The organism is Streptomyces sp. NPDC048415 (genome assembly GCF_040651675.1).
GTDB lineage: Bacteria > Actinomycetota > Actinomycetes > Streptomycetales > Streptomycetaceae > Streptomyces.
Window position 1 is genome coordinate 17618 of the sequence record NZ_JBEZKJ010000045.1, and the last position, 19081, is coordinate 36698.

Sequence of the window (19081 nt, forward strand, 5' to 3'; positions counted from 1 at the left end):
GATCACTTCACCGCGCCGGCGGTCAGGCCCGAGCGCCAGAAACGCTGGAGACAGACGAACGCGACGATCAGCGGGACGACGGCGATGAGGGATCCGGTGATGACGAGCGAGTAGTACTCGGGCTGCTGCTGCGTGACGCTGTTCCACATGAACAGGCCGAGATTGACCGGATAGAGCTTCTCGTCGTTCAGCATCACGAGGGCGCCGAAGAAGTTGTTCCAGCTGGCGGTGAACGAGAAAAGGAAGATGGTCATGAAGCCGGGCGCGAGCATCGGCAGCGCTATCACGGCGAAGGTGCGCAGCTCACTGGCGCCGTCGACGCGGGCCGCCTCGAGGATCTCGTTCGGCACGTACCCCTCGGAGAAGACGCGGGCGAGGTAGACGCCGAACGGATTGACCAGGGCGGGCAGCAGCAGGGCCCAGTAGGTGTTGACCACACCGGCCTTGGTGGCGAGCAGGTACATCGGCAGCTGGATCACCGTGGTGGGGACGAGGACCCCGCCGAGGACCAGGCCGAACAGCTTCTCCTTGCCCTTGAATGCGTACTTGTCGAAGGCGTAACCGGTGGCGACGCACAGGAACGTCGAGGCGGCCGAGCCGACCACCGAGTACAGGATGCTGTTGCCGAACCAGCGCAGATAGATGCCGTCGTTGAAGGTGAGGACGTGGCCCAGGTTGTCGAAGAGGTTGAAGTCGCCGAGGGAGAACCCCGAGGTGGCGAAGAGGTCCCGGTCGTTCTTGGTGGCGGCGAAGAGCAGCCAGCTGACCGGCATCAGGGTGTAGCAGGCGGCGACGATCAGCAGTCCGTTGACGACTGCCTTGGAGAGCAACGCGTGGGATGAGGTACGAGGGTGGGTCGCCGGTGCGGCCTTGCGCGGCGTCGGTGTCCGCGCCGGGCTGGTGGTGGGGGTGAGGGTGCTCATGACGCCGCCTTCCACCGGTTGCCGAGCCGGGTGACGAGAGAGGAGAGGAGGATGCCGAGCAGCGCGAGCAGCAGCGACGCGGCGGCGGCGAGGCCGTAGTTGTGCTGGACGAAGCCGGCCTTCCAGATGAACAGGGTCGGCGACCACGCGGTGTCGATGGAGGGCGCTCCCCGCTGGTTGAGCAGCTTCGGCTCGGTGAAGATCTGCATGGCGCCGACGCAGGTGAACAGAACGGTCATGACGACCGCGGAGGCGATCAGCGGCACTTTGATCTGCAGGGCAGTACGAAGGGCGCCCGCGCCGTCGACGACGGCCGCTTCGATCACTTCGCGCGGAACGGCCTGCAGGGCGGCGTAGAAGATCACCGTGTTGTAGCCGATCCACTGCCAGGCGCACAGATTGACCATGGACGAGAGCACATGGTCGTTGCTGTAGAAGTCCCAGGAGCCGCCGAGAGCGCCGATCCCGTCGAGGACGGGGCTGAGGCCAGGGGTGTAGAGGTAGATCCAGATGATCGAGGCGATCAGTCCCGGGATCGCGTGCGGCAGGAACAGCGCGAGCTGGAAGAACCGCTTGGCGCGGGCCATCGCGGAGTCGACCAGCAGGGCGAGCAGGAGTGAGCCGCCGATCATCACCGGTATGTACAGTGCGCAGTAGAGGGCGATGTGCGCGAAGGAGTCCCGGAAGCCTCCGTCGGCGAGGGCCCTGGTGTAGTTGTCGATTCCGGAGAACACCCGCTCGGTGCCGCCGAAGCCGAGTCCCGAGGAGTGCTCCTGGAAGAGACTCATCCACACGGCGTAGCCGATGGGCGCGGCCATGACCGCGGCGAACAGGACGAAGAAGGGGGTGACGAGGAGGGCCGCGGCCCGGCGTTGATCGCGCCGCAGCTTCGAGGTGCCCGGGGGCTTCGTCTGGGGTTGGCGCCGGGCCTTCACGGCCGGGGCGGGAGGTGCTGCCACGGGGGCTCCTTGGCGGGCTGGACGCTTCGGGGAGTCGGATCGGTGACGGGCCCGGCCGCGGCCCGTGTCCGAGTCGGGCTCGGGCAGGGGCCGCGGTGGGCCGGAACCGTCAGGTCACTTGGCGAGCTTCAGCCCGCGCTGAGTGATCCCCGTCTCGGCCTTCCGCTGGCCGGCCTCGACGCCGCCGCTGAAGCCGGACTTGGCCGTGGCGTCCTGGACCGCGGTGTAGACGTCCAGCTGGTCGGGTCCCCACGTCCAGCCGGGGACGATCGTGTCGACCTGCGCGGAGGCGAGCTGGTAGAGGTCCTGGCCGTTGAGGTACGAGGTGTCGAACTTCGCCGCCGCGACGGCACGCATCTCCTGGTTGGCCGGCAGGGCGCTGCTGGGCGATTCCAGGTCGGCGAGCCGGGCCTCGACGCCGGCCTTGTTCGTGGTGAGCCACTTGATGAACTCGGTCGCCGCCTCGGCGTGTTCGCTGCCCTTGAGGACGCCGTAGGAGGTGCCGCCGTAGTTGCCGGTGGCCGCGGTGCCCCAGTTCGGCATGGGGGCGGCGGCCCACTTGCCGTTGAGGTCGGGCATGGCGGTCTTCATGCCGCCCGCGGACCAGGAGGCGCCGAGGAAGGAAAGCGTCTTGCCGGAGGTGCGGGCCTTGGTCTCCTCGGGGCTGTACGCGGTGTACGACTGCACCAGGCCGTCCTTGATCAGGCCGTCCCAGTAGGCGGCGACCTTCCTGCTGGGCGCGTCGTCGACGGCGGGCTTCCAGGCGTCGCCCTCGGTGGTGAACCACTTGCCCCCGGCCTGCCAGGAAAGGGCGGCCAGCAAGGCCGGGTCGGACTTCGGCATGGAGGCCAGCCGGACGTTCTTGTCCTTCTTCTTGACCGCCGCGGCGGCGGTCTTGAACTCGTCCCAGGTCTTGGGGACTTCGATGCCGTACTTCTTGAACAGGTCGGTGCGGTAGTAGTACAGCTGCGGCGCGACGTCGTACGGGACGGTCCGGGTCTTGCCGCCGAATGTCACCAGGCTCTGCACCGCAGCCGGGAACCTCGACTTGACCGTTTCACCGGCGTACTTGGTCAGATCGATCAGGTTTCCCTGGCTCGCGAACTCCGGGACCATCTGGTACTCGATGGTCGCCACATCCGGCGCGTTGCCGCCCTTCACCGCGTTGGACAGCTTGCTGTAGCCCTCGGTCCCGCTGGGGATCTCCGTGAACTTGACCTTGATGTCCTTGTGCGTCCTGTTGAACGCCTCGACGGTCGACTTGGCCCCCAGCGTCCAGGTCCAGTAGTTGATGGTGACCGCCTTGCCGTGCGACTCGGAGTCGGTCGAGCCGCCGTCGCTGCCGCATGCGGTGGCGAGCATGCCCAGGGCGGCGAGGGTGGCGACGGCGGCTGTGCGGAACGAACGGGAAGTGCGCGACATGGCACGGCTCCTACGAGACCTCGTACGGGAAGAGGCGGATGCAGGACATCTTTTGTGCGCACACGATCAGAGTCAAGAGCGTTCGACCAATACAATCAAAACGATCGCACAACGCTCAGGCGGGCGGCTCGCCACCGCAGGAGGAGCGGATCTTCAACTCGGGGAGAAGTTCGAGATGTTGACGGGGCGCGGGGCTGCGCCCGTCGGCGCGTTCGGCGAGCCGCTGGAGCAGCAGCTTCGCGGCCAGCTCGCCGACCGACCGCTTGGGCGGCGCGACGGCCGTGAGGGGGACGTCCGCGAGGCCGGCGACCTCGTCGTCGTACGCGATCAGCGCGAGGTCCCCGGGCACGCCGATGCCGCGGGCCTGAAGCTTGGGCACCAGCACGATCGCGTCCTCGTCGCTGTGCACGAGTGCCGCCGTCACCCCGCGCTTGCGCACGGCCTCGACGAGGTAGTCGATACTGGCCTCGTAGTCCCCGTGCTCGCGGACCGACGGCGCGCCGGAGTCGATGTCCAGGCCCAGGGACTGCACGGCCGCCAGATAGCCGGCCGAGATCTGTGCGGCGTGCGGGCCCTCCTGGAGCAACGCGGTGATCCGGCGATGGCCCATAGACGCGAAGTGCCCGACCGCGACGGCGGCCCCGTGTGCCCGGTCCGTGCGCACCCGGTCGAGACCGGCCGCGGGGTTCCCGGCCGGCGCCGATCGCTCGACCAGCACGGTCGGCACCGCGCACTCCAGGAGCCACTTCTCCTGTCCGTCCAGGGGGACGCCGCCGAACCAGCTGGGCGCGACGAGAAGCCCCTGAGCACCGGCCGAGATGAGGTGGTCGGCCTGTACGGCGTCCTCGGAGTCGACGTATCCGGTCATGCCGAGGACCATGCGACCGCCCTGCGCCCCGATGGCCTCGCGCGCCCCGCGCACGATGTCCGCGAAGATGTAGTTGGTGGTCGGGACGATCATCCCGATCAGCACCCCCTCGGCCGTCTGCCGCTGGGGCTGCGCCTCGGCGGCCGGGTCGCCGGGCCACACCACCGCGCCGTGCAGCCGCTGCACCCGGCCCTGTGCGGCGAGTGCCTCCACGTCACGGCGCAAGGTCACCGCGGAGACGCCGAGTTCGGCCGCCAGATCCGCGACCCGGAGGCTGCCGCGCTGCCGGACGAGTTCGAGTACCCGCTCATGACGCTGGTCGACGTGCAGTCGCATGGGCTCCCCCTGGAGCAAGGCCGGACGGACGAACCACGGGCGAACGCGGAGCGTGATCCCGTGTGCTCACTGTACGCCCACAATCGTATCGATCATTCCGATCAATACGATCAGCACTGCTCGAACAACCGCGCTCCGGTCGTACAACGTGAAGAATGGGCACAACGGGGTAAGACCACCTTCGGGGAGCGGAGAGGGTCGCAGTGGGTGCGAGCGAGGAACGAGACGTGCTGGCCCGTCGGCGCTTCGACATGGCGGACGCCGCGCCACTGCTGCTCGATGCCCGTATGGCCGTGACCAGCTGGACCGCGGACGCCGAGCGGCTGCTGGGATATCCGGCAGGCGAAGTGCTGGGACGACGCGTGGCCGATCTGCTGCTCCCCCAGGACGCTGCGAGGATCCCGGAGCTGGTCGAGCGGTGCCACCCGGGTGCCGGCTGGGCCGGGCTGATGACCGCCCTCCACCGGGACGGGCACCCCGTCACGGTGATGGTGCGGGTCGTTCCGGTTCAGCAGAGCACGGGTCCGTCGCGCTGGGTGGTGCTACTCGCGGATCTGGCCGGCGGTCCCGGCTGGGACATGAGCCGCTCCGTGCTGGAGCGCATGAACGCCCGTTCACCGGTGGGCAGCGCGATCGTCGACACGGACCTGCGGTATGTGTGGTCGAACGTCGCGCTGGAGCAGTTCGGCGGGGGCCCGCCCCAGCAGCGGCTGGGGCGGCGGCTCGCCGATGTGCAGCCCGGCCTGGACGCCGAGCGGCTCGAGGCGCAGATGCGCCGGACGCTGGAGACCGGCGAGCCCGTGATCGGATACGAGCACGTGGGCCGGATACGGTCGGCGCCGAACCGAGAGACCGCACACTCCATGTCGTTCGTCCGGCTGGAGGACGACCATGGTCACCCGATCGGCGTGTACTACACCGTCGTCGACGTCACGGAGCGCTACCGGGCCCGCAGGCGGCTCGCTCTCCTCGACCGGGCCGGTGAGCACATCGGCCGCAGCCTGGACGTTCTGCAGACCGCTCAGGAGCTGGCCGACGTCGCGGTGCCGGGGCTCGCCGACTTCGTCACCGTGGATCTGCTGGAATCCGTCATCAAGGGAGCCGAACCGGCGCCGGGTCCGCACGGCGAAGCGGACGCGGTGCCGCTGCGGCGCGCCGGGCACCAGTCGGTACGGTCCGGGGTGCCGGAAACCGTCGTGCGGGTGGGCGAGGTGGCCACCTACCTGGCCGGGTCTCCCCCGGTCCGGTGTCTGGCCGAGGGCGCGTCCTGGCGCGAGGAGCGACTGGATCCGCTGGCCGAGGAGTGGGCCGCGGGCATTCCGGGGGAACGGCCCTCCTCGTTCCTCGACCTCGGGCTGCACAGCGTGATGATCGTGCCGGTCCGCGCCCGCGGCATCACCCTCGGCATCGCCACGTTCTTCCGGCGCAGCCGCCAGGACCCGTTCGACGAGGAAGACTTGGGCCTCGCCGAGGAGTTCGTCGGCCGGGCGGCCCTGTGTGTGGACAACGCCCGCCGCTACACCCGCGAGCGTGACGCGGCCCTCGTACTGCAGCGCAATCTGCTCCCGCACAGCTTCCCCGAGCAGGACGCGGTGGTGGTCGCCGCCTGCTACCGCCCCGCTGACGAGCTGACGGGGCTGGCCGGCGACTGGTTCGACGTCATTCCGCTGTCCGGAGCCCGGGTGGCCCTGGTGGTGGGCGAGGTCGCCGGGCACGGCATCGACGGCGCCGCCGCGATGGGGCGGCTGCGGGCCGCCGTACAGACCCTGGCGGACCTGGACCTGCCCCCGGAGGAAGTACTCGCCCACCTGGACGATCTGGTCAGTCGCGCCGCCCGGGAGGAGGGCACGGGCGCGGACACCCGGACGAGCGGCATGCAAGCGGTGGGCGCCAGCTGTCTGTACGTGGTGTACGACCCGGTGAGCGGGCATTGCTCCATGGCGGGCGCGGGGCATCCCGCACCCGCGATCGTCAGCCCCCAGGGCACCGTGACGTTCGCCGAACTTCCCCGCGGTCCCGCCCTGGGCGTGGGCGGGCTGCCTTTCGAGTCGGTCGAGTTCGACCTCCCGGAGGGCAGCGTCCTCGCTCTGCATACCGACGGTCTCATCGCCACGCCTCGCACGGGGCGGGATCCGGAGGCGGGCCGGGAGCGGCTGCGCCGCGCGCTGGAGGCCCACGGGCAGCCGCTGGACGGGCTGTGCCGCACCATCGTGGACGACCTCGTGCCGACACGTCCGTACGACGACGTGGCACTGTTGATGGCCCGCACCCGGCGGCTGGGCGCGGAACAGGTCGCGACCTGGGAGCTGCCGAACGATCCGGCGGTCGTCGCCGACGCGCGGAAGGCGACGACCCAGCAGCTGAACGCGTGGGGCCTGGACGAGCTGGCGTTCACCACCGAACTCGTCGTGAGTGAACTCGTCACCAACGCCATTCGCCACGCGTCCGGCCCGATCCGGTTGCGGCTGATCACCGAACAGGCCCTGATCTGCGAGGTGTTCGACGGCGGGACCACCGCCCCGCACCTGCGTCATCCGAAGACGACCGACGAGGGCGGCCGCGGCCTGTTCCTGATCTCCCAGTTCACCCAACGCTGGGGCACCCGCTACACACCCGAGGGAAAGATCATCTGGGCCGAGCAGTCCCTGACGGAGCCACCGGTGTGACGGGCGGCGAGGACCCGGCCGGTGCGGCGCCTAGGAATTGTCCGGGCGCAAGAACCCGCGTTCGTACGCCTTGGCCAGCCGCTGCGGCACAAGGTACGACGAGCCGTCCACGGTGACCGGCACGAGTTGCGGCGTGGCGGCCTTCCACTGGGCGCGGCGGTGACGGGTGTTGCTGCGGGACATCTTCCGCTTGGGAACGGCCATGGGTGCCTCCTGGATGGATGACCGGGACGGCCGGACGCTATATGAAAACGGATCCCATTATCAAGTTAGCCAGGGCGCCCCGTGCTTCCCCAGTCATCGCCCCGTAGCCGACGGCCTTGAGAACACGCCGAGTTGACGGAAGATTGACCAAATCCGTGGAGATCACTGACGCACACGTCTATATGGTCTGCCGCATGCCCCCGCAACCTCCGAGAACACCGGCACTCCCGGTCCTCCCCTACAGGAAGCCCACCCGCGACCGGGACTACTGGGTCTTCGACAACGTGCTGCCCGATGTGGATGCCGTCCGGGCCCGGTGCGTCGCCAAGGACGACTGGGTCAAGGGCTACCCGTACACATCGGAGAGCTGGCCCGGCCTGCGGACGATGCCCGGTCTCGAACCCGAGGAATTGACGCGCGTAGAACGACTGGTCAGGAAGGCCACCGGCGCCCAGAAGCTGTGGCAGCAGACGACGCCGTCCGGCGCCACCCTCAACCACAACTGCATCCAGGTGGTCGGCAAGGACGAGGGTGAGCCGCGCCCCCACACGGATTCCCGCGCGCTGTGCCGCTACGCCGCGGTGCTCTACCTGAATCCGAACGTCCCCAAGGACTGCGGGACCAGCTTCTTCCGGCAGAACCTCCCCGGCGGCCGGCTGGGCGGGAACGTCGTCGCCGCGCCGCACAACAACCTGGTCGAGGCGCTGGGCACCCGCTTCGTCCCGCCGGACTCCTTCGTCGAGGACATCCGCGTACCGCACCGGTACAACCGGCTGCTGCTCTACAACGCCAACCTGATGCACAGCGCGACCGACTACTGCGGCACCACCATCGAGGACAAGCGGATGACCGCGGTCTTCTTCTGGATGGCGTGACAGCAGAGGTTTGCCGGACATTCTGGGCTACGGCCCGGTTACGTCTTCCTCAAGTCTTGGTGGCCGGGCGGTGATCCGGTCATGATGACGGCATGACGTTGGCCTTGAGAGCCATGACGCGACTGGCGAACTGGCCGGACCTCGCGGAGGCCCGGCCCAGCTGCGGCACGGGACGGGCGCTGCGCTCGGCCCAGGGCGAGATCGTCCACTTCCATTCGGACCACGATGTCGACCTGCACCTCACGGACCGGGCCATCCGGCGCTTCGAGGACCATCTCAAGGGCGCGACCGCCGTCCGGATGGTGCCCGGCTCGCGCTGGGTGACCCTCCACCTCGAGGTCGACGCGGACATCGATCTGCTCCTGACCCTGGTGAGCGTCGCCCTCCAGGCCCATCTGACATCGCCGGTCGCGGACGACGCCGTGCCGGCGAGCTGCAACGATCGCTGAACTCGGCTCAGAAGCGGGCGCCGATCTTCGTGCCGTCGCGCGGGACGAGGAAGGCCGGGGCGGCGGGAAGGGAACCGTCGGACCTGGGCCGGTGAGCGCGCTCGGGTCCGTGCTCAGGACGGATGCTTCGTTCCAACCGCCACCGTGGCGAGGCGCGCGAAGACGTTGCTGTCGCAGCCGTCGCAGTAGACGCCGTACGGGCCATGGACGATCTCCAGGTCGGAGATCCGCCAGTACGGGGCCTCCTGGTGAACGGCCCCGCGTTCGGCGCGCGGGATGCTCCCGCCGACGGGTGTGTGACTGGCCGGCAGCGCCTCGCCGTCGACGGCCACGTGCTCGCCCGGGTACGCGCCCAGGGAGATCGGCTGGGACGAGGTGCCCGAGGTGGTGATGGTGATGGTGTCGATGAGGCACGGAGCCCCTCAGCATCCGAACGTGGCGCGACACAGGGTTTGCCAGCGCCATAAGGAACTCAGTTCCCTCTAGATGTGCACTGAGTGCCATTCCACCCGCTTCGATGCTAGTTTCCGTCCATGAACGACGGACCCCGGCGCCACGAGCCCGCCGACACGACGGCCGTGAAGCCGCCGATGCGGGACGCGCTGGTCGCGGCGGCGTTCCAGCTCTTCCTGGAGCGCGGATACGAGCAGACCACGGTCGACGACATCGTGGCGCTCGCCGGGGTCGGCCGCCGGTCGTTCTTCCGTTACTTCCCGTCCAAGGAGGACGTGGTCTTCCCGGACCACGAGCGCTGTCTGGCCGACATGACGGCGTTCCTGAGCGCCGGGACCGACGCGGACGACCCGGTGCGGCGGGTCTGCGACGCCGCGCGGCTCGTCCTGCGCATGTACGCCGAGAACCCGACGTTCTCCGTGCAGCGCTACCGCCTCACCAAGAAGGTCCCCGGCCTGCGCGCGTACGAGTTGTCGGTCGTGTGGCGTTACGAGCGCGCCCTCGCCGAGTATCTGCGCGGGCGCTTCGCCGGCCGGCGGGACGGCACACTGCGGGCCGAGGTCATCGCCACCTCCGTGGTCGCCGCGCACAACAACGGCCTGCGCTCGTGGCTGCGGTCGGACGGACAGGGGGACGCGACCGCGGCGGTTGATCACGCGCTGGGGTACGTGCGGGACACGTTCGGCAACCCGCCCGGTGACGCCCCGGACGAGGAGCGGGACGACGTGGTCGTCGTCGTCTCCCGGCGCGGGGCCCCGATGTGGCGTGTGGTCCAGGAGATCGAGTCCGCACTCGGCCGGAACTGACCCTGTTCGGCCTCGCCGATTGAGGGTACGGAGTGCCTTTACTGGTGGCACTCAGTGCCATACGCTGAGGCCGTGCACGGTGATCCGCGCACCTCTCATTCCGGCGAGCGCAGGGAGATGACATCGTGTACCACCCAGGAATCGCCCTTCACCCGGGGATCGGTGCCGCGCAGGACATCCTCGACGCGGCACCGGACGCGCTCGACGCGGCCCCCGCGGAGCACGTCGCGGATGCCCTCCTCTTCCAGCGGTGCCACTGGTGCGGCACCGCGATGTATCACCGTCTGCTCTGCCCGGTCTGCGCGGGCAGCGACCTGCGGACGGAGGCGAGCACGGGGCGGGGCATCGTGCGCCACTCCACCGTCATCCACCGCAACACCCCGGCGGCCCGCAACGTCTCCCTCATCGAGATGACAGAGGGGTTCACCGTCCGGGGCCGCGTCATGGGCTCGCCCGCCACCGTCCACAGCGGTGACCGCGTTCAACTCGCCACCGCCCAGGACCCGATACGCCGACAGCCGGTGTTCCAGCTCGTCGACGGCCCCTACGGCGCCTGGATGTGACACCCGGCGCCGGACGGTCCACGACGACTGGGCGAACCGGCGTGCGGGGCCGGTTCGCCCAGTCAGCGGGGAAGGTCCGTCAGCCGTAGGTGATGTCGGACGTCGCGTACCTGCAGTACGTACTGTCGGGGCCGGTTCCGTTCTTGGTCGGCTCCGCCCCCGTGTTGTTGCCGATGTACTTCTGGCACGGGATGATCTTCTTGCTGGTGTCCCCGACGACCTTGATGGCCTTCAGGGTCGCGCTGTCGCCGTAGTTGGTGTTGATGCCGACAAGCCGGCTTCCCTTGTAGGTCGCCTCGATGGTGTTGAGGTTGATCGTCCGCTTGTACTGCGTCTTGCAGTTGCCGCAGGACCGGACGAAGGTGCCGAAGTTCTGCACCGCGAAGTTCGAGACGTTCAGCGTTCCGGCGCCGTTGAACTGGAACACCTTGTCGCTGGCTTCCTTCGCGCCACCGCCGGAAACGGTGTAGACGTTCGACGACGAGGAGCCCAGGAACGTCGCCGCGTCCTCGCCGACGTCCTCCCACCAGACGTTCTGCAGCGTGCAGCTGCCCAGGCAGTGGATGCCGTCCGCGGCGGGGGCGCCGATGATGACGTTCTTCAGGACGGTGCCGGCGGCCAGTTCCAGGATCGGCCCCTGGTCCTCGTCCTGGCTGCCGGAACCCAGGTCACCGGAGCCGTAGAGGCGCTTCATCCCGTAGTCCTTGGTGCCGGAGACCGAGATGGTGGAGGAGACCGCCTGGCTGCCGTTCGCGGTGGGCCAGGTGGCGGCGCTCGCGGGAGACAGGGCGCCGTCTGTCATGATCATGGCAATCGAGAGGCCGAGTGCGGCCAGGGTGCCGGTGAGTGCGCGCTGCCGGGCGCGCGAGCGTGCGGCTGAAGTCATGTCCCGATCCCTTCTTCCGAACATGGGGGGTTCAGAGCTTCCCGGCGCCCGCGCCGGACGTGACCGACGCGACGACGGTCGAGGCGGGCTCGGCGGTGTAGCTGTAGGGCGGGGTGGTGAAGGTGCCCACCTGCGACACCTCGGTGGCGGCTCCGCCGAGGTCGTTGCCGGTCAGATTGGCGTAGCCGTCCACATCGCTGTCGCGGTTGGTGGTGACGGCGACCTGGGTGTCGCGGAAGACGTTGTTCTGGACGAGCATTTGGGCGCCCATGCGCGAGTGCACCGCGGTCTCGGCCCCGACGACGTAGTTGTCGTAGAAGTGTCCGGTGCCGAAACGCAGGCTGGGGATACGGGAGTTGACGTTGTTGAACCAGTTGTGGTGGTACGTCACCCGCAGATGCCCGGTGTCCTCGCTCGCGTTGTTGTCGCTGTGGCCGACGAGCGAGCCCTTGTAGTGGTCCTTGAAGGTGTTCCAGGACACGCTGACGTAGTCGGAGCCGTGGTTGATGTCGACCAGACCGTCGTAGTAGTCCTTGCCATGGTCGCGGTCGGAGGAGAAGGAGTTGTGGTCGATCCACACCTTCGTCGACGCCTGCACGGTGATGCCGTCGGCGGGCGCGACCGGCTTGCTCAGGTTCAGATTGCGGACGACGACGTTGGTCACCTTCTTCAGGCGCAGACCGCCGCCGGTGAACCCGGACGCCGAACCGACGCCGAGGACCGTGGTGTTGGAGCCGATGTCGACCTGGCCGCTGAGCGAGATCAGACCGTTGACCTTGACCACCTTGGCCGTGTTGCCGGTGACGGCCGTCTTGAACGCGTCGAGCGTGGAGACGGTGACGGCAGTGGCGCTGCCGCCGCCGGTGGTCCCGGCGCCGAAGCCGACGGGCGAGCTCTCGGCGGCTCCCGCGGACTGGGGGAGCACGAGCGCGGTGGTGACGGCCAGGGCGGCGGCCCCGGCCGTCGCCAGGGCCAGGCGCCGAGAGGGCCTGCGTGGGGGGCGAGTAGGCATGCGGGTGTGTCCCTTCGGAAGTGACCGTGGTTCATATGAGCGAACGACGTACTTCATGCTGAACATCGTGGAGCGCACGGCATTACGCGTACGGGACTGATGAGGGCGTGGAGACCTTGACTTGCCCTGCTGGTGCGGCTCGGAGATCTGATGTCTCGTATAACGAGATGTCACACGCGGGTCACGCTGCTGAACGGGAAACGTAAGGGGCAAGCGCTTTCTAGTCAACGCTTCACACAGAACACATCCGGCCAACTCGCGTACAGCACAAGGGCCCGGCCCCCGAAGGGGCCGGGCCCGGGCGTACGCGCTTCAGCTGAGGCCGAGGCTGGTGAGGGCGGTCGTCCAGTCGGTGATGATCGCGTTCTGAGCGTCATCGAGGGTGACGGTGCCGGCGCAGACGGCCTTCTTGAGCTTGTTCTCGACCGTGTCCTTGTTCGCGGCGGTCTTCGTGCCGTACTGGGGCTCGGGCCAGAGGTTGAGCTCGCTCTTGGGTGAACCGCCGAGTTCGAGGGGGACGAAGTGGTCCTCCTCGTAGTCGGAGGTGGAGGTGTCGGTGTAGCCGTACTCGACGATCTGCTTCTTCTTCAGAGCGGTGGTGTACGAGCTGGAGGGCCGTACGGTCGCGGTCCAGCCGGAGACGCAGATCGTGGAGCCGATGGTGTCCTGGGTGACGTCCGCGTTGAGGTCGCCGGGCTGGCAGCCGGGGTCCGGCAGCGGAAGGTAGCCCTGGCTGCAGGTGGCCGCGTGCGCGGTGCCCGCGGTGACGGTGAGCCCGGCGGCGGCGAGAGCGAGCGCCGACAGACTCGTGACGAGAGGACGGGATATGCGGGACATCGTGGAGGTCTCCCGGGGTGGTGCCCGGCAGGATTCCGGGCGGTCGTGGGCATGACAGCACCGGGGCCTTCTATGCGGGTAGACCCTTTGACTCGACCGGGAGACGCTTGGTTGAAGATTTGTCCACGCCCTGGTTGCCGTAGGCGAACTCATGGCCCGGGCTTGGTTGTTGGGGCCCGACTGCCTCACATCAGCCAGACAGGCACCTCGCACGCGCTGGCGGCAGGGGAGCCGGCGCGCGAGCTTCGCGGGAGTCGCTGGCGGCGCCCTCGCAGGCGGCGGCGTGGCGCAGGCCGCGGCGGCTCCCGCGACCGCCGCGAGCGGCGCGGACGTCACGAGCGGCGCGGACGTCACGAGCGGCGCGGACATCGCGAGCGGCGCGGACGTCACTTCCTCCGCCGTCACCGTCTCCGGACGCAGTGAGACAGTGAGTTGGCATGCACCTGTCACCCGTGAGGCGAGGGTGTGCACCGCGATCAGAGGCTTACGGTCGCCGAAATAGGCGGTGAGGGCGGGTTTGTCGGGCGTCGCTCAGGTCATGTGTACGGCGCGTCAGGGAGTCAGCGAGATGCGGATCCCCACCGTGCCGCGCTCGCCGCGTCGCAGGCGGCTGCCGAAGAGGGTGAGGCGGCCGATGAGACCGTACTTGCGGGCGACGAGCTGCCGGTAGCGGGCAGTCTCGGCGGCATCGAGGATCTCGGCCGTGGCGGGGATCTGACCGCCGGTCGGCCTGCCCCGCACGTCGCAGGGGCCGACCAGGATCTCGGGCCGGTCGCGGATCCGCTTCACCTTCCAGGAGTCCGCGGCGGTCCAGGCGCCGAGCGCCGCACCGTCGCGGACCACCCATACCGGCGTCGCGACCCCACTGCCGTTCTTGCGATAGCTGGTGATCAGCAGGTACTTGCCCGAACCGAGCGTGTCCAGCGAGGCCTCGTCCATGGCGGAAGTCTAGGCGCCCCGGTCGGGGAGCCGCAGGGCGCCCGGCCTCTCCGGATCAGGACAGCCGACGGTGCCAGGCTCAGGACAACTGACCGTCGTAGTCGGGCAGCTTGAAGGTGCGCTCGGCGTGGCCTCCGGCCAGGTCGGAGGTGTTGTTGCCGACGTTGGCGATGATCGTGTAGCCCAGGGACTCGATCTGCGCCCGCTTGCTGGTCTTGTAGGCGCTGACCTCGTCGAAGAGGTCCGGCAGGTCACGCACGTACAGCCCGGAAACCGGGTAGCCAACGGACTTCAGATTCCACTTCGTCTCGCTGGCGATGATGCCGGGGCGTGCGGTGACGAAGAAGATGTCGACGCCGCGGGAGTGCGCGTAGCGGGCGAGTTCCAGGGAGGGGCTGACCGCCGGGGTGGGCAGTTCGTACCAGGGATGGAAGTCCGTCTCCAGCGTGGTGTTGTCGATGTCGAAGACCAGGGCGAGTTTCTGCCCGGCGGCATGGGCGGTGCGCTGCTCGATGTAGGGCTGGGCCTGGTCGATGACGGCCTGGACGTCACGCTGCCAGGTGGCGTAGTCGACGCCGGACTGTGCCGCTGTCGTGCTCGCCGCCGCCTGGACCGGGGCCGCCGCGGCGGAACCGGCCGCGGTGACCGTCCCAGCGATCCCCAGCGCCACGACCGCCGAGACCGCGCCCATCCGGCGTCCCACACCGCGTCCTGTCATACCCGTCCCCTTGTTCGTGTCGGAACGGCGAGGGTGCCTCGATCCTCGCCGCGGCAGACATGATCGCGCCTCGGGATGTACGAACGAAGAAGGAAGAGTTACTGCTCGGTAGAGAATCGTGCGCCCGTGATCCCCCGCCCCTTTCGCGGGGTGGCAGTCGCGGGCGTCCCGTGTGAGCCTTGGCTCGCGGCGTCGCAACCAAGGTAGAGAGGCTGCTCTGATGGACGCACCGAACATCGTCATCGTCGGCGGGGGTTTCGCCGGCGTCGAGGCCGCGCGGGGGCTCGAGCGGGCGCTCGCTCCCGGCGACGCCCGGATCACCCTGGTCAGCCCGACCGACTACCAGCTCTATCTGCCACTGCTCCCGCATGTCGCCGCCGGTGTCGTCACCCCCCAGTCCGTGGCGCCTTCGCTGCGCCGGATCCTGCGCCGCACGTCGCTGGTGCCGGGTGGGGTGATCGGCGTCGATCCGGCGGCCAAGGTGTGCGTCGTCCGCAAGATCACCGGGGACCTCGTCGACCTGTCGTACGACTACTTGCTGCTCACTCCGGGCAGTGTGACCCGCACCTTCGACATCCCGGGCCTGCTGGACGAGGCGCGCGGTATGAAGACACTCGCCCAGGCCGTGTATCTGCGCGACCACGTCATCGCCCAACTCGACCTGGCGGCGGCCACGTCGGACGAGAACGAGCGGGCGGCGCGGCTGCAGTTCGTGGTGGTCGGCGGCGGCTACGCGGGTACCGAGACCGCGGCCTGTCTGCAGCGCCTGACCACCGCGGCGGCGAAGCGCTACCACCCGCGCCTCGATCCCCGGCTCATCCAGTGGCATCTGGTCGATGTCGCCCCCAAGCTGCTGCCGGAGCTGGGCGACAAGCTGGGCGCGAGCGCCCTGCGCATGCTCAGCGACCGCGGGGTGCGGATTTCCCTGGGGACGTCCGTCGCCGCCGTCACCGAGGACAAGGTCACCCTCACCGACGGCCGGGTGCTGCCTTCGCGGACACTGGTGTGGACGGCCGGTGTCGCGGCGAGCCCGCTGGTCGACTCGCTGGGCGCGGAGACCGCGCGCGGCCGGATCGTCACCGAGACCGACTTCAGGGTGCCCGGCCTGGATGGGGTGTTCGCACTGGGCGACGCCGCGGCCGTGCCCGATGTCGCCAAGGGCGACGGCTCGTACTGCGCGCCGACCGCTCAGCACGCCGCCCGGCAGGGGCGGCACGCGGCCAGGAACCTGACGGCGCTGCTGCGCGGGCAGTCCACGACGCCGTACCGGCACAAGGACCTCGGTCTGGTCGTCGACCTCGGTGGCCACGACGCGGTGTCGAAACCGCTCGGCATCGGCCTCAAGGGGGTGCCCGCGCAGGTCGTGGCCCGCGGATACCACCTCTACGCGCTGCGCACGGGCGCCGCGCGCTTCCGTACCAGCGCCAACTGGCTCCTCCACGCGGTCGCGGGCGACGACTTCGTCCGCACCGGTTTCCTCGCCGACCGGAAGGGAACCCTCCGGGACTTCGAGCACACCGACGTGTATCTGACTCCGAACGAGGTGGCCGCCCGCACCCGCGCCGCACGCTAGGCGGCGCCGCCCAGCAGGGCCAGGTAGCGGCGGGCGAAGAGGTAGGCGTCTCCCGGCCAGCGGGCCGAGAGGTAGTGGCCGTCCTGGACGACGAACGCGTGGGTGTCGTCGGCGGCGGTGCCGCGCTGGGTCAGTGTGCGGGGGCCGCGTGCGAACTGGGTGCCCGGGTCGGCGAGGGCGGACCTGACCTCGTCCTCGACGTAGGCGGGGTAGGTGCGGTAGTAGCGGCCGAGCCGCCAGGCGGTGGTGAAGTAGGCCGTGCGCTCCATGTATGCGGGCAGGCAGGTCGTCCTGCGGTCGGCCAGAACGCTGCGGCCGGTCGCGGTGTCGCGGGCGCGGGCCAGGACGAGGACGCCGTGGCAGATCGCGCCGACGGGCCGCTTCAGGGTCCAGAAGTCGGCGATCCGCCGCTGCAACTCCGCTGAGCCGAGGTACTGCCGCATGCCGGGTGCGTGTCCGCCGGGCAGGAGCAGTCCGTCGTACTCCTCGACGTCCACGTCCGCCCACGAGACGGTGGTGCGCAACTCCGGCGCCTCGGTGAGCTCCTGGTAGAACCGGCGGGGTTCCGCCTCGGCGCCGAGCCGTCCGAAGAGCACGCCGGTCAGCAGCCGCGGGTCCGCTTCGGGCCGGGTACCCGCCCGTTCGGTCGCGAAGACGACCTCGTGCCCCGCTTCCGTCAGGATCCGCCAGGGTACGGCCACTTCGGTGACGTCGAAGTCGCGGTCGGGGACCGGAATCAGCACGCGCATTGGCCCATCATGGCAGGGGCCTTTCTCCGGCCGGGCTTCGCGTGCCGTGGTGAACGCGCGGGCCTGGGCGCACGTATGAGGGGAGGGCTCTCGACCGGGGCCCTCGGCGGCGGTGACGCCGTGCCGTTCGGCTTCGGGAGCCCATGGATGAGGCACGCACGACGACGGATCGTCCGACGGGGGGCGCGACTGGCGGCCGTCGGCGGACTGCTCTGCGGGGGGCTGATGGTGACGCACGCGATGGCGAGCGAACCGTCCAACACGTCGCGTGCCACGGGAAGTTCGGCGACGGCCGCCGCCGGCACGGGGGCCGAGCTGGTGTCGCGCCTCGGCACCTCGCGTACCGCCGGCAGTTGGATCGCCTCCGACGGGCGCCCGGTCGTCGCGGTGACCGACTCGGGCGCGGCGGCCCAGGTGAAGGCGGCGGGTGCGCGTGCGAAGGTCGTGCGTCACAGCATGCGGGATCTCAAGTCCGCTTCCGGGACGCTGAGTTCGGCGCCGCATGTGACGGGGACGGCCTGGGCCGTGGACTACACGAAGAACGAGGTGGTGGTGCAGGCCGACAGCACGGTCTCCGCCTCCGACTGGTCGCGCATGACGAAGCTGGCCGACGGCATCGGGGACGCCGTGCGCATGCGGCGGACCCAGGGCACGTTCACCACGCGGCTGAGCGGCGCGCAGCCGATCTTCTCGACCGGTGGTCGCTGTTCGGCGGGCTTCAATGTGACGAATGGCCAGAGCGAGTTCATCCTCACGGCCGGGCACTGCGGTCCCGCCGGGTCCGTCTGGTTCGCCGACAACTCGGGCGCGCAGCAGGTGGGCCGTACGGTCACCACGGCGTTCCCGGGCAACGACTTCTCGCTCGTGCAGTACGACAACGGCTCGCAGACGTCGGCGGGGACCAATGTCGTCGCCATCGGCGGCGGAAACGGCGTACGGATCACGGGTGCCGCCGATCCGACCGTGGGCCAGCGGGTTTTCCGCAGCGGCAGCACGAGCGGTCTGCACGACGGGAAGGTGACCGCGCTCAACGCGACGGTCAACTATCCGGAGGGAACGGTCACCGGACTGGTCGAGACGACTGTCTGTGCCGAACCGGGCGACAGTGGCGGCCCGTTGTTCTCGGAGGGCATCGCGCTCGGGGTGACCTCGGGAGGCAACGGGGACTGCACGACCGGGGGTACGACGTTCTTCCAGCCGGTTACCAAGGCGCTGACGGCGCTGGGTGTGAAGCTCGCGGGAGTGCCGGGGGGCTCCGCCGGTTCGGCGACCCAGGCCTCCCCCGCGCCTTCGACCCCGACTGCGGCGGCTCCGGCCTCGCAGGGTGCGGCGGTCGCGCCGGGAGCCGCCGCGCCGGGCGCTGTTGAGCCGGTGGGGGGCACCGGCGACGCCCAGACGCTCGTCACCCGGCTCACGGATCCGAGGAACATCGGCCCGGGCCTGCTCGTCATTGCGGGCAGCATCATCGCGCTGGTGGCGACTCGCTATATCCGCACGGAGCAGGACCGCAAGGCCTATCGGCGGCAGTATGCGCGGAGTTGGGGCTGAGGTCCGAGGGGGTGGCTGCCCCGCATGCGGGGAGCCCGGGGCGGGACGGGGATCGTCACGCTGCCCGTGTGGGCGAGGGCGGGGCGGCTTCCGCCCATTCCAGGACGAGCCGCTGGTACTCCCGCCGCTCGTCCATGCTCAGCGTCCCGCCCGTCCGGAACCAGAGGGCCCGGATCTCCTCGTTGACCTCGGCGGCGGAGCGCTGAGAGTCGGTTTCAGGAGTGGTGGACATGGTGTGAAGCATACGGGCCCTGACGTGAAGACGATGTGAGTAAAGGTACAGCGGACGACATTA

The 19081-nt window shown here is 69.5% G+C and carries 20 protein-coding genes; 7 read left to right on the forward strand and 13 right to left on the reverse strand.

What is annotated here, in order from left to right; all coding sequences use genetic code 11:
• Nucleotides 1–2 precede the first annotated feature (2 nt).
• From AB0D27_RS26340 to AB0D27_RS26355, 4 genes are all read right to left on the reverse strand, one after another.
• Nucleotides 3–923: a carbohydrate ABC transporter permease gene (locus AB0D27_RS26340; protein WP_362513424.1), complete on the reverse strand. Its 921-nt coding sequence runs from the start codon at nucleotides 921–923 to the stop codon at nucleotides 3–5.
• Nucleotides 920–1882 carry a sugar ABC transporter permease gene (locus AB0D27_RS26345; RefSeq protein ID WP_362513426.1) on the reverse strand — a complete coding sequence of 321 codons (963 nt, stop codon included), beginning with the start codon at nucleotides 1880–1882 and terminating at the stop codon, nucleotides 920–922. The genes AB0D27_RS26340 and AB0D27_RS26345 overlap by 4 nt, the downstream gene beginning before the upstream one ends.
• A 114-nt stretch (nucleotides 1883–1996) precedes the next feature.
• Complete coding sequence (locus AB0D27_RS26350; protein WP_362513429.1) at nucleotides 1997–3304, reverse strand: sugar ABC transporter substrate-binding protein; 1308 nt, start codon at nucleotides 3302–3304, stop codon at nucleotides 1997–1999.
• Between the two features lie 115 nt (nucleotides 3305–3419).
• Entirely contained in the window at nucleotides 3420–4508 is a 1089-nt protein-coding gene (locus tag AB0D27_RS26355; RefSeq protein ID WP_362513432.1) for a substrate-binding domain-containing protein, read from the reverse strand.
• Nucleotides 4509–4711: 203 nt separating this feature from the next.
• Between AB0D27_RS26355 and AB0D27_RS26360 the strand changes: the two genes are divergently transcribed.
• Nucleotides 4712–7174, forward strand: a complete 2463-nt coding sequence (locus AB0D27_RS26360) for a SpoIIE family protein phosphatase (protein ID WP_362513435.1) — start codon at nucleotides 4712–4714, stop codon at nucleotides 7172–7174.
• Between the two features lie 30 nt (nucleotides 7175–7204).
• On the opposite strand, the gene rpmF is transcribed toward AB0D27_RS26360, so the two are convergent.
• The gene (gene rpmF / locus AB0D27_RS26365; RefSeq protein ID WP_362513437.1) at nucleotides 7205–7378 is read right to left on the reverse strand and encodes a 50S ribosomal protein L32; all 174 of its coding nucleotides are present in this window, start codon (nucleotides 7376–7378) and stop codon (nucleotides 7205–7207) included.
• Between the two features lie 194 nt (nucleotides 7379–7572).
• On the opposite strand from rpmF, the gene AB0D27_RS26370 reads away from it, so the two are divergent.
• Together AB0D27_RS26370 and AB0D27_RS26375 are read left to right on the forward strand one after the other, a co-directional pair.
• Nucleotides 7573–8253: a DUF6445 family protein gene (locus AB0D27_RS26370; RefSeq protein ID WP_362513440.1), complete on the forward strand. Its 681-nt coding sequence runs from the start codon at nucleotides 7573–7575 to the stop codon at nucleotides 8251–8253.
• Nucleotides 8254–8345: 92 nt separating this feature from the next.
• On the forward strand, nucleotides 8346–8702 hold the full coding sequence (locus AB0D27_RS26375; RefSeq protein ID WP_362513443.1) for a luciferase family protein: 357 nt from the start codon (nucleotides 8346–8348) through the stop codon (nucleotides 8700–8702).
• A gap of 113 nt (nucleotides 8703–8815) precedes the next feature.
• Here AB0D27_RS26375 and AB0D27_RS26380 read toward each other — a convergent pair whose 3' ends face one another.
• The gene (locus AB0D27_RS26380; RefSeq protein ID WP_362513446.1) at nucleotides 8816–9034 is read right to left on the reverse strand and encodes a hypothetical protein; all 219 of its coding nucleotides are present in this window, start codon (nucleotides 9032–9034) and stop codon (nucleotides 8816–8818) included.
• Between the two features lie 258 nt (nucleotides 9035–9292).
• On the opposite strand from AB0D27_RS26380, the gene AB0D27_RS26385 reads away from it, so the two are divergent.
• Complete coding sequence (locus tag AB0D27_RS26385) at nucleotides 9293–9961, forward strand: TetR family transcriptional regulator (RefSeq protein WP_362513546.1); 669 nt, start codon at nucleotides 9293–9295, stop codon at nucleotides 9959–9961.
• 176 nt (nucleotides 9962–10137) lie between these two features.
• On the forward strand, nucleotides 10138–10524 hold the full coding sequence (locus tag AB0D27_RS26390; RefSeq protein WP_362513548.1) for a zinc ribbon domain-containing protein: 387 nt from the start codon (nucleotides 10138–10140) through the stop codon (nucleotides 10522–10524).
• A 79-nt stretch (nucleotides 10525–10603) separates the two neighbouring features.
• Here the strand turns inward: AB0D27_RS26390 and AB0D27_RS26395 are convergent, their stop codons facing one another.
• The 5 genes from AB0D27_RS26395 to AB0D27_RS26415 form a co-directional block, all read right to left on the reverse strand.
• Entirely contained in the window at nucleotides 10604–11410 is an 807-nt protein-coding gene (locus AB0D27_RS26395) for a pectate lyase (protein WP_362513448.1), read from the reverse strand.
• Between the two features lie 31 nt (nucleotides 11411–11441).
• Nucleotides 11442–12422, reverse strand: a complete 981-nt coding sequence (locus AB0D27_RS26400; RefSeq protein ID WP_362513450.1) for a polysaccharide lyase family 1 protein — start codon at nucleotides 12420–12422, stop codon at nucleotides 11442–11444.
• Between the two features lie 312 nt (nucleotides 12423–12734).
• The gene (locus AB0D27_RS26405) at nucleotides 12735–13259 is read right to left on the reverse strand and encodes a hypothetical protein (protein WP_362513452.1); all 525 of its coding nucleotides are present in this window, start codon (nucleotides 13257–13259) and stop codon (nucleotides 12735–12737) included.
• Between the two features lie 552 nt (nucleotides 13260–13811).
• Entirely contained in the window at nucleotides 13812–14198 is a 387-nt protein-coding gene (locus AB0D27_RS26410; RefSeq protein WP_362513455.1) for a PPOX class F420-dependent oxidoreductase, read from the reverse strand.
• Between the two features lie 79 nt (nucleotides 14199–14277).
• Entirely contained in the window at nucleotides 14278–14916 is a 639-nt protein-coding gene (locus AB0D27_RS26415; protein WP_362513456.1) for an HAD family acid phosphatase, read from the reverse strand.
• Between the two features lie 220 nt (nucleotides 14917–15136).
• Between AB0D27_RS26415 and AB0D27_RS26420 the strand changes: the two genes are divergently transcribed.
• Nucleotides 15137–16489 (forward strand): NAD(P)/FAD-dependent oxidoreductase, encoded by a 1353-nt coding sequence (locus AB0D27_RS26420; protein WP_362513459.1) that lies wholly within the window; start codon nucleotides 15137–15139, stop codon nucleotides 16487–16489.
• On the opposite strand, the gene AB0D27_RS26425 is transcribed toward AB0D27_RS26420, so the two are convergent.
• Nucleotides 16486–17238, reverse strand: a complete 753-nt coding sequence (locus tag AB0D27_RS26425; RefSeq protein ID WP_362513460.1) for a type 1 glutamine amidotransferase domain-containing protein — start codon at nucleotides 17236–17238, stop codon at nucleotides 16486–16488. The genes AB0D27_RS26420 and AB0D27_RS26425 overlap by 4 nt on opposite strands.
• A 147-nt stretch (nucleotides 17239–17385) precedes the next feature.
• On the opposite strand from AB0D27_RS26425, the gene AB0D27_RS26430 reads away from it, so the two are divergent.
• Nucleotides 17386–18786 (forward strand): S1 family peptidase, encoded by a 1401-nt coding sequence (locus AB0D27_RS26430; RefSeq protein WP_362513463.1) that lies wholly within the window; start codon nucleotides 17386–17388, stop codon nucleotides 18784–18786.
• 55 nt (nucleotides 18787–18841) lie between these two features.
• On the opposite strand, the gene AB0D27_RS26435 is transcribed toward AB0D27_RS26430, so the two are convergent.
• A complete protein-coding gene (locus AB0D27_RS26435) occupies nucleotides 18842–19030 on the reverse strand; it encodes a hypothetical protein (protein WP_362513466.1) in 189 nt (62 codons plus the stop codon).
• Between the last annotated feature and the right edge of the window lie 51 nt (nucleotides 19031–19081).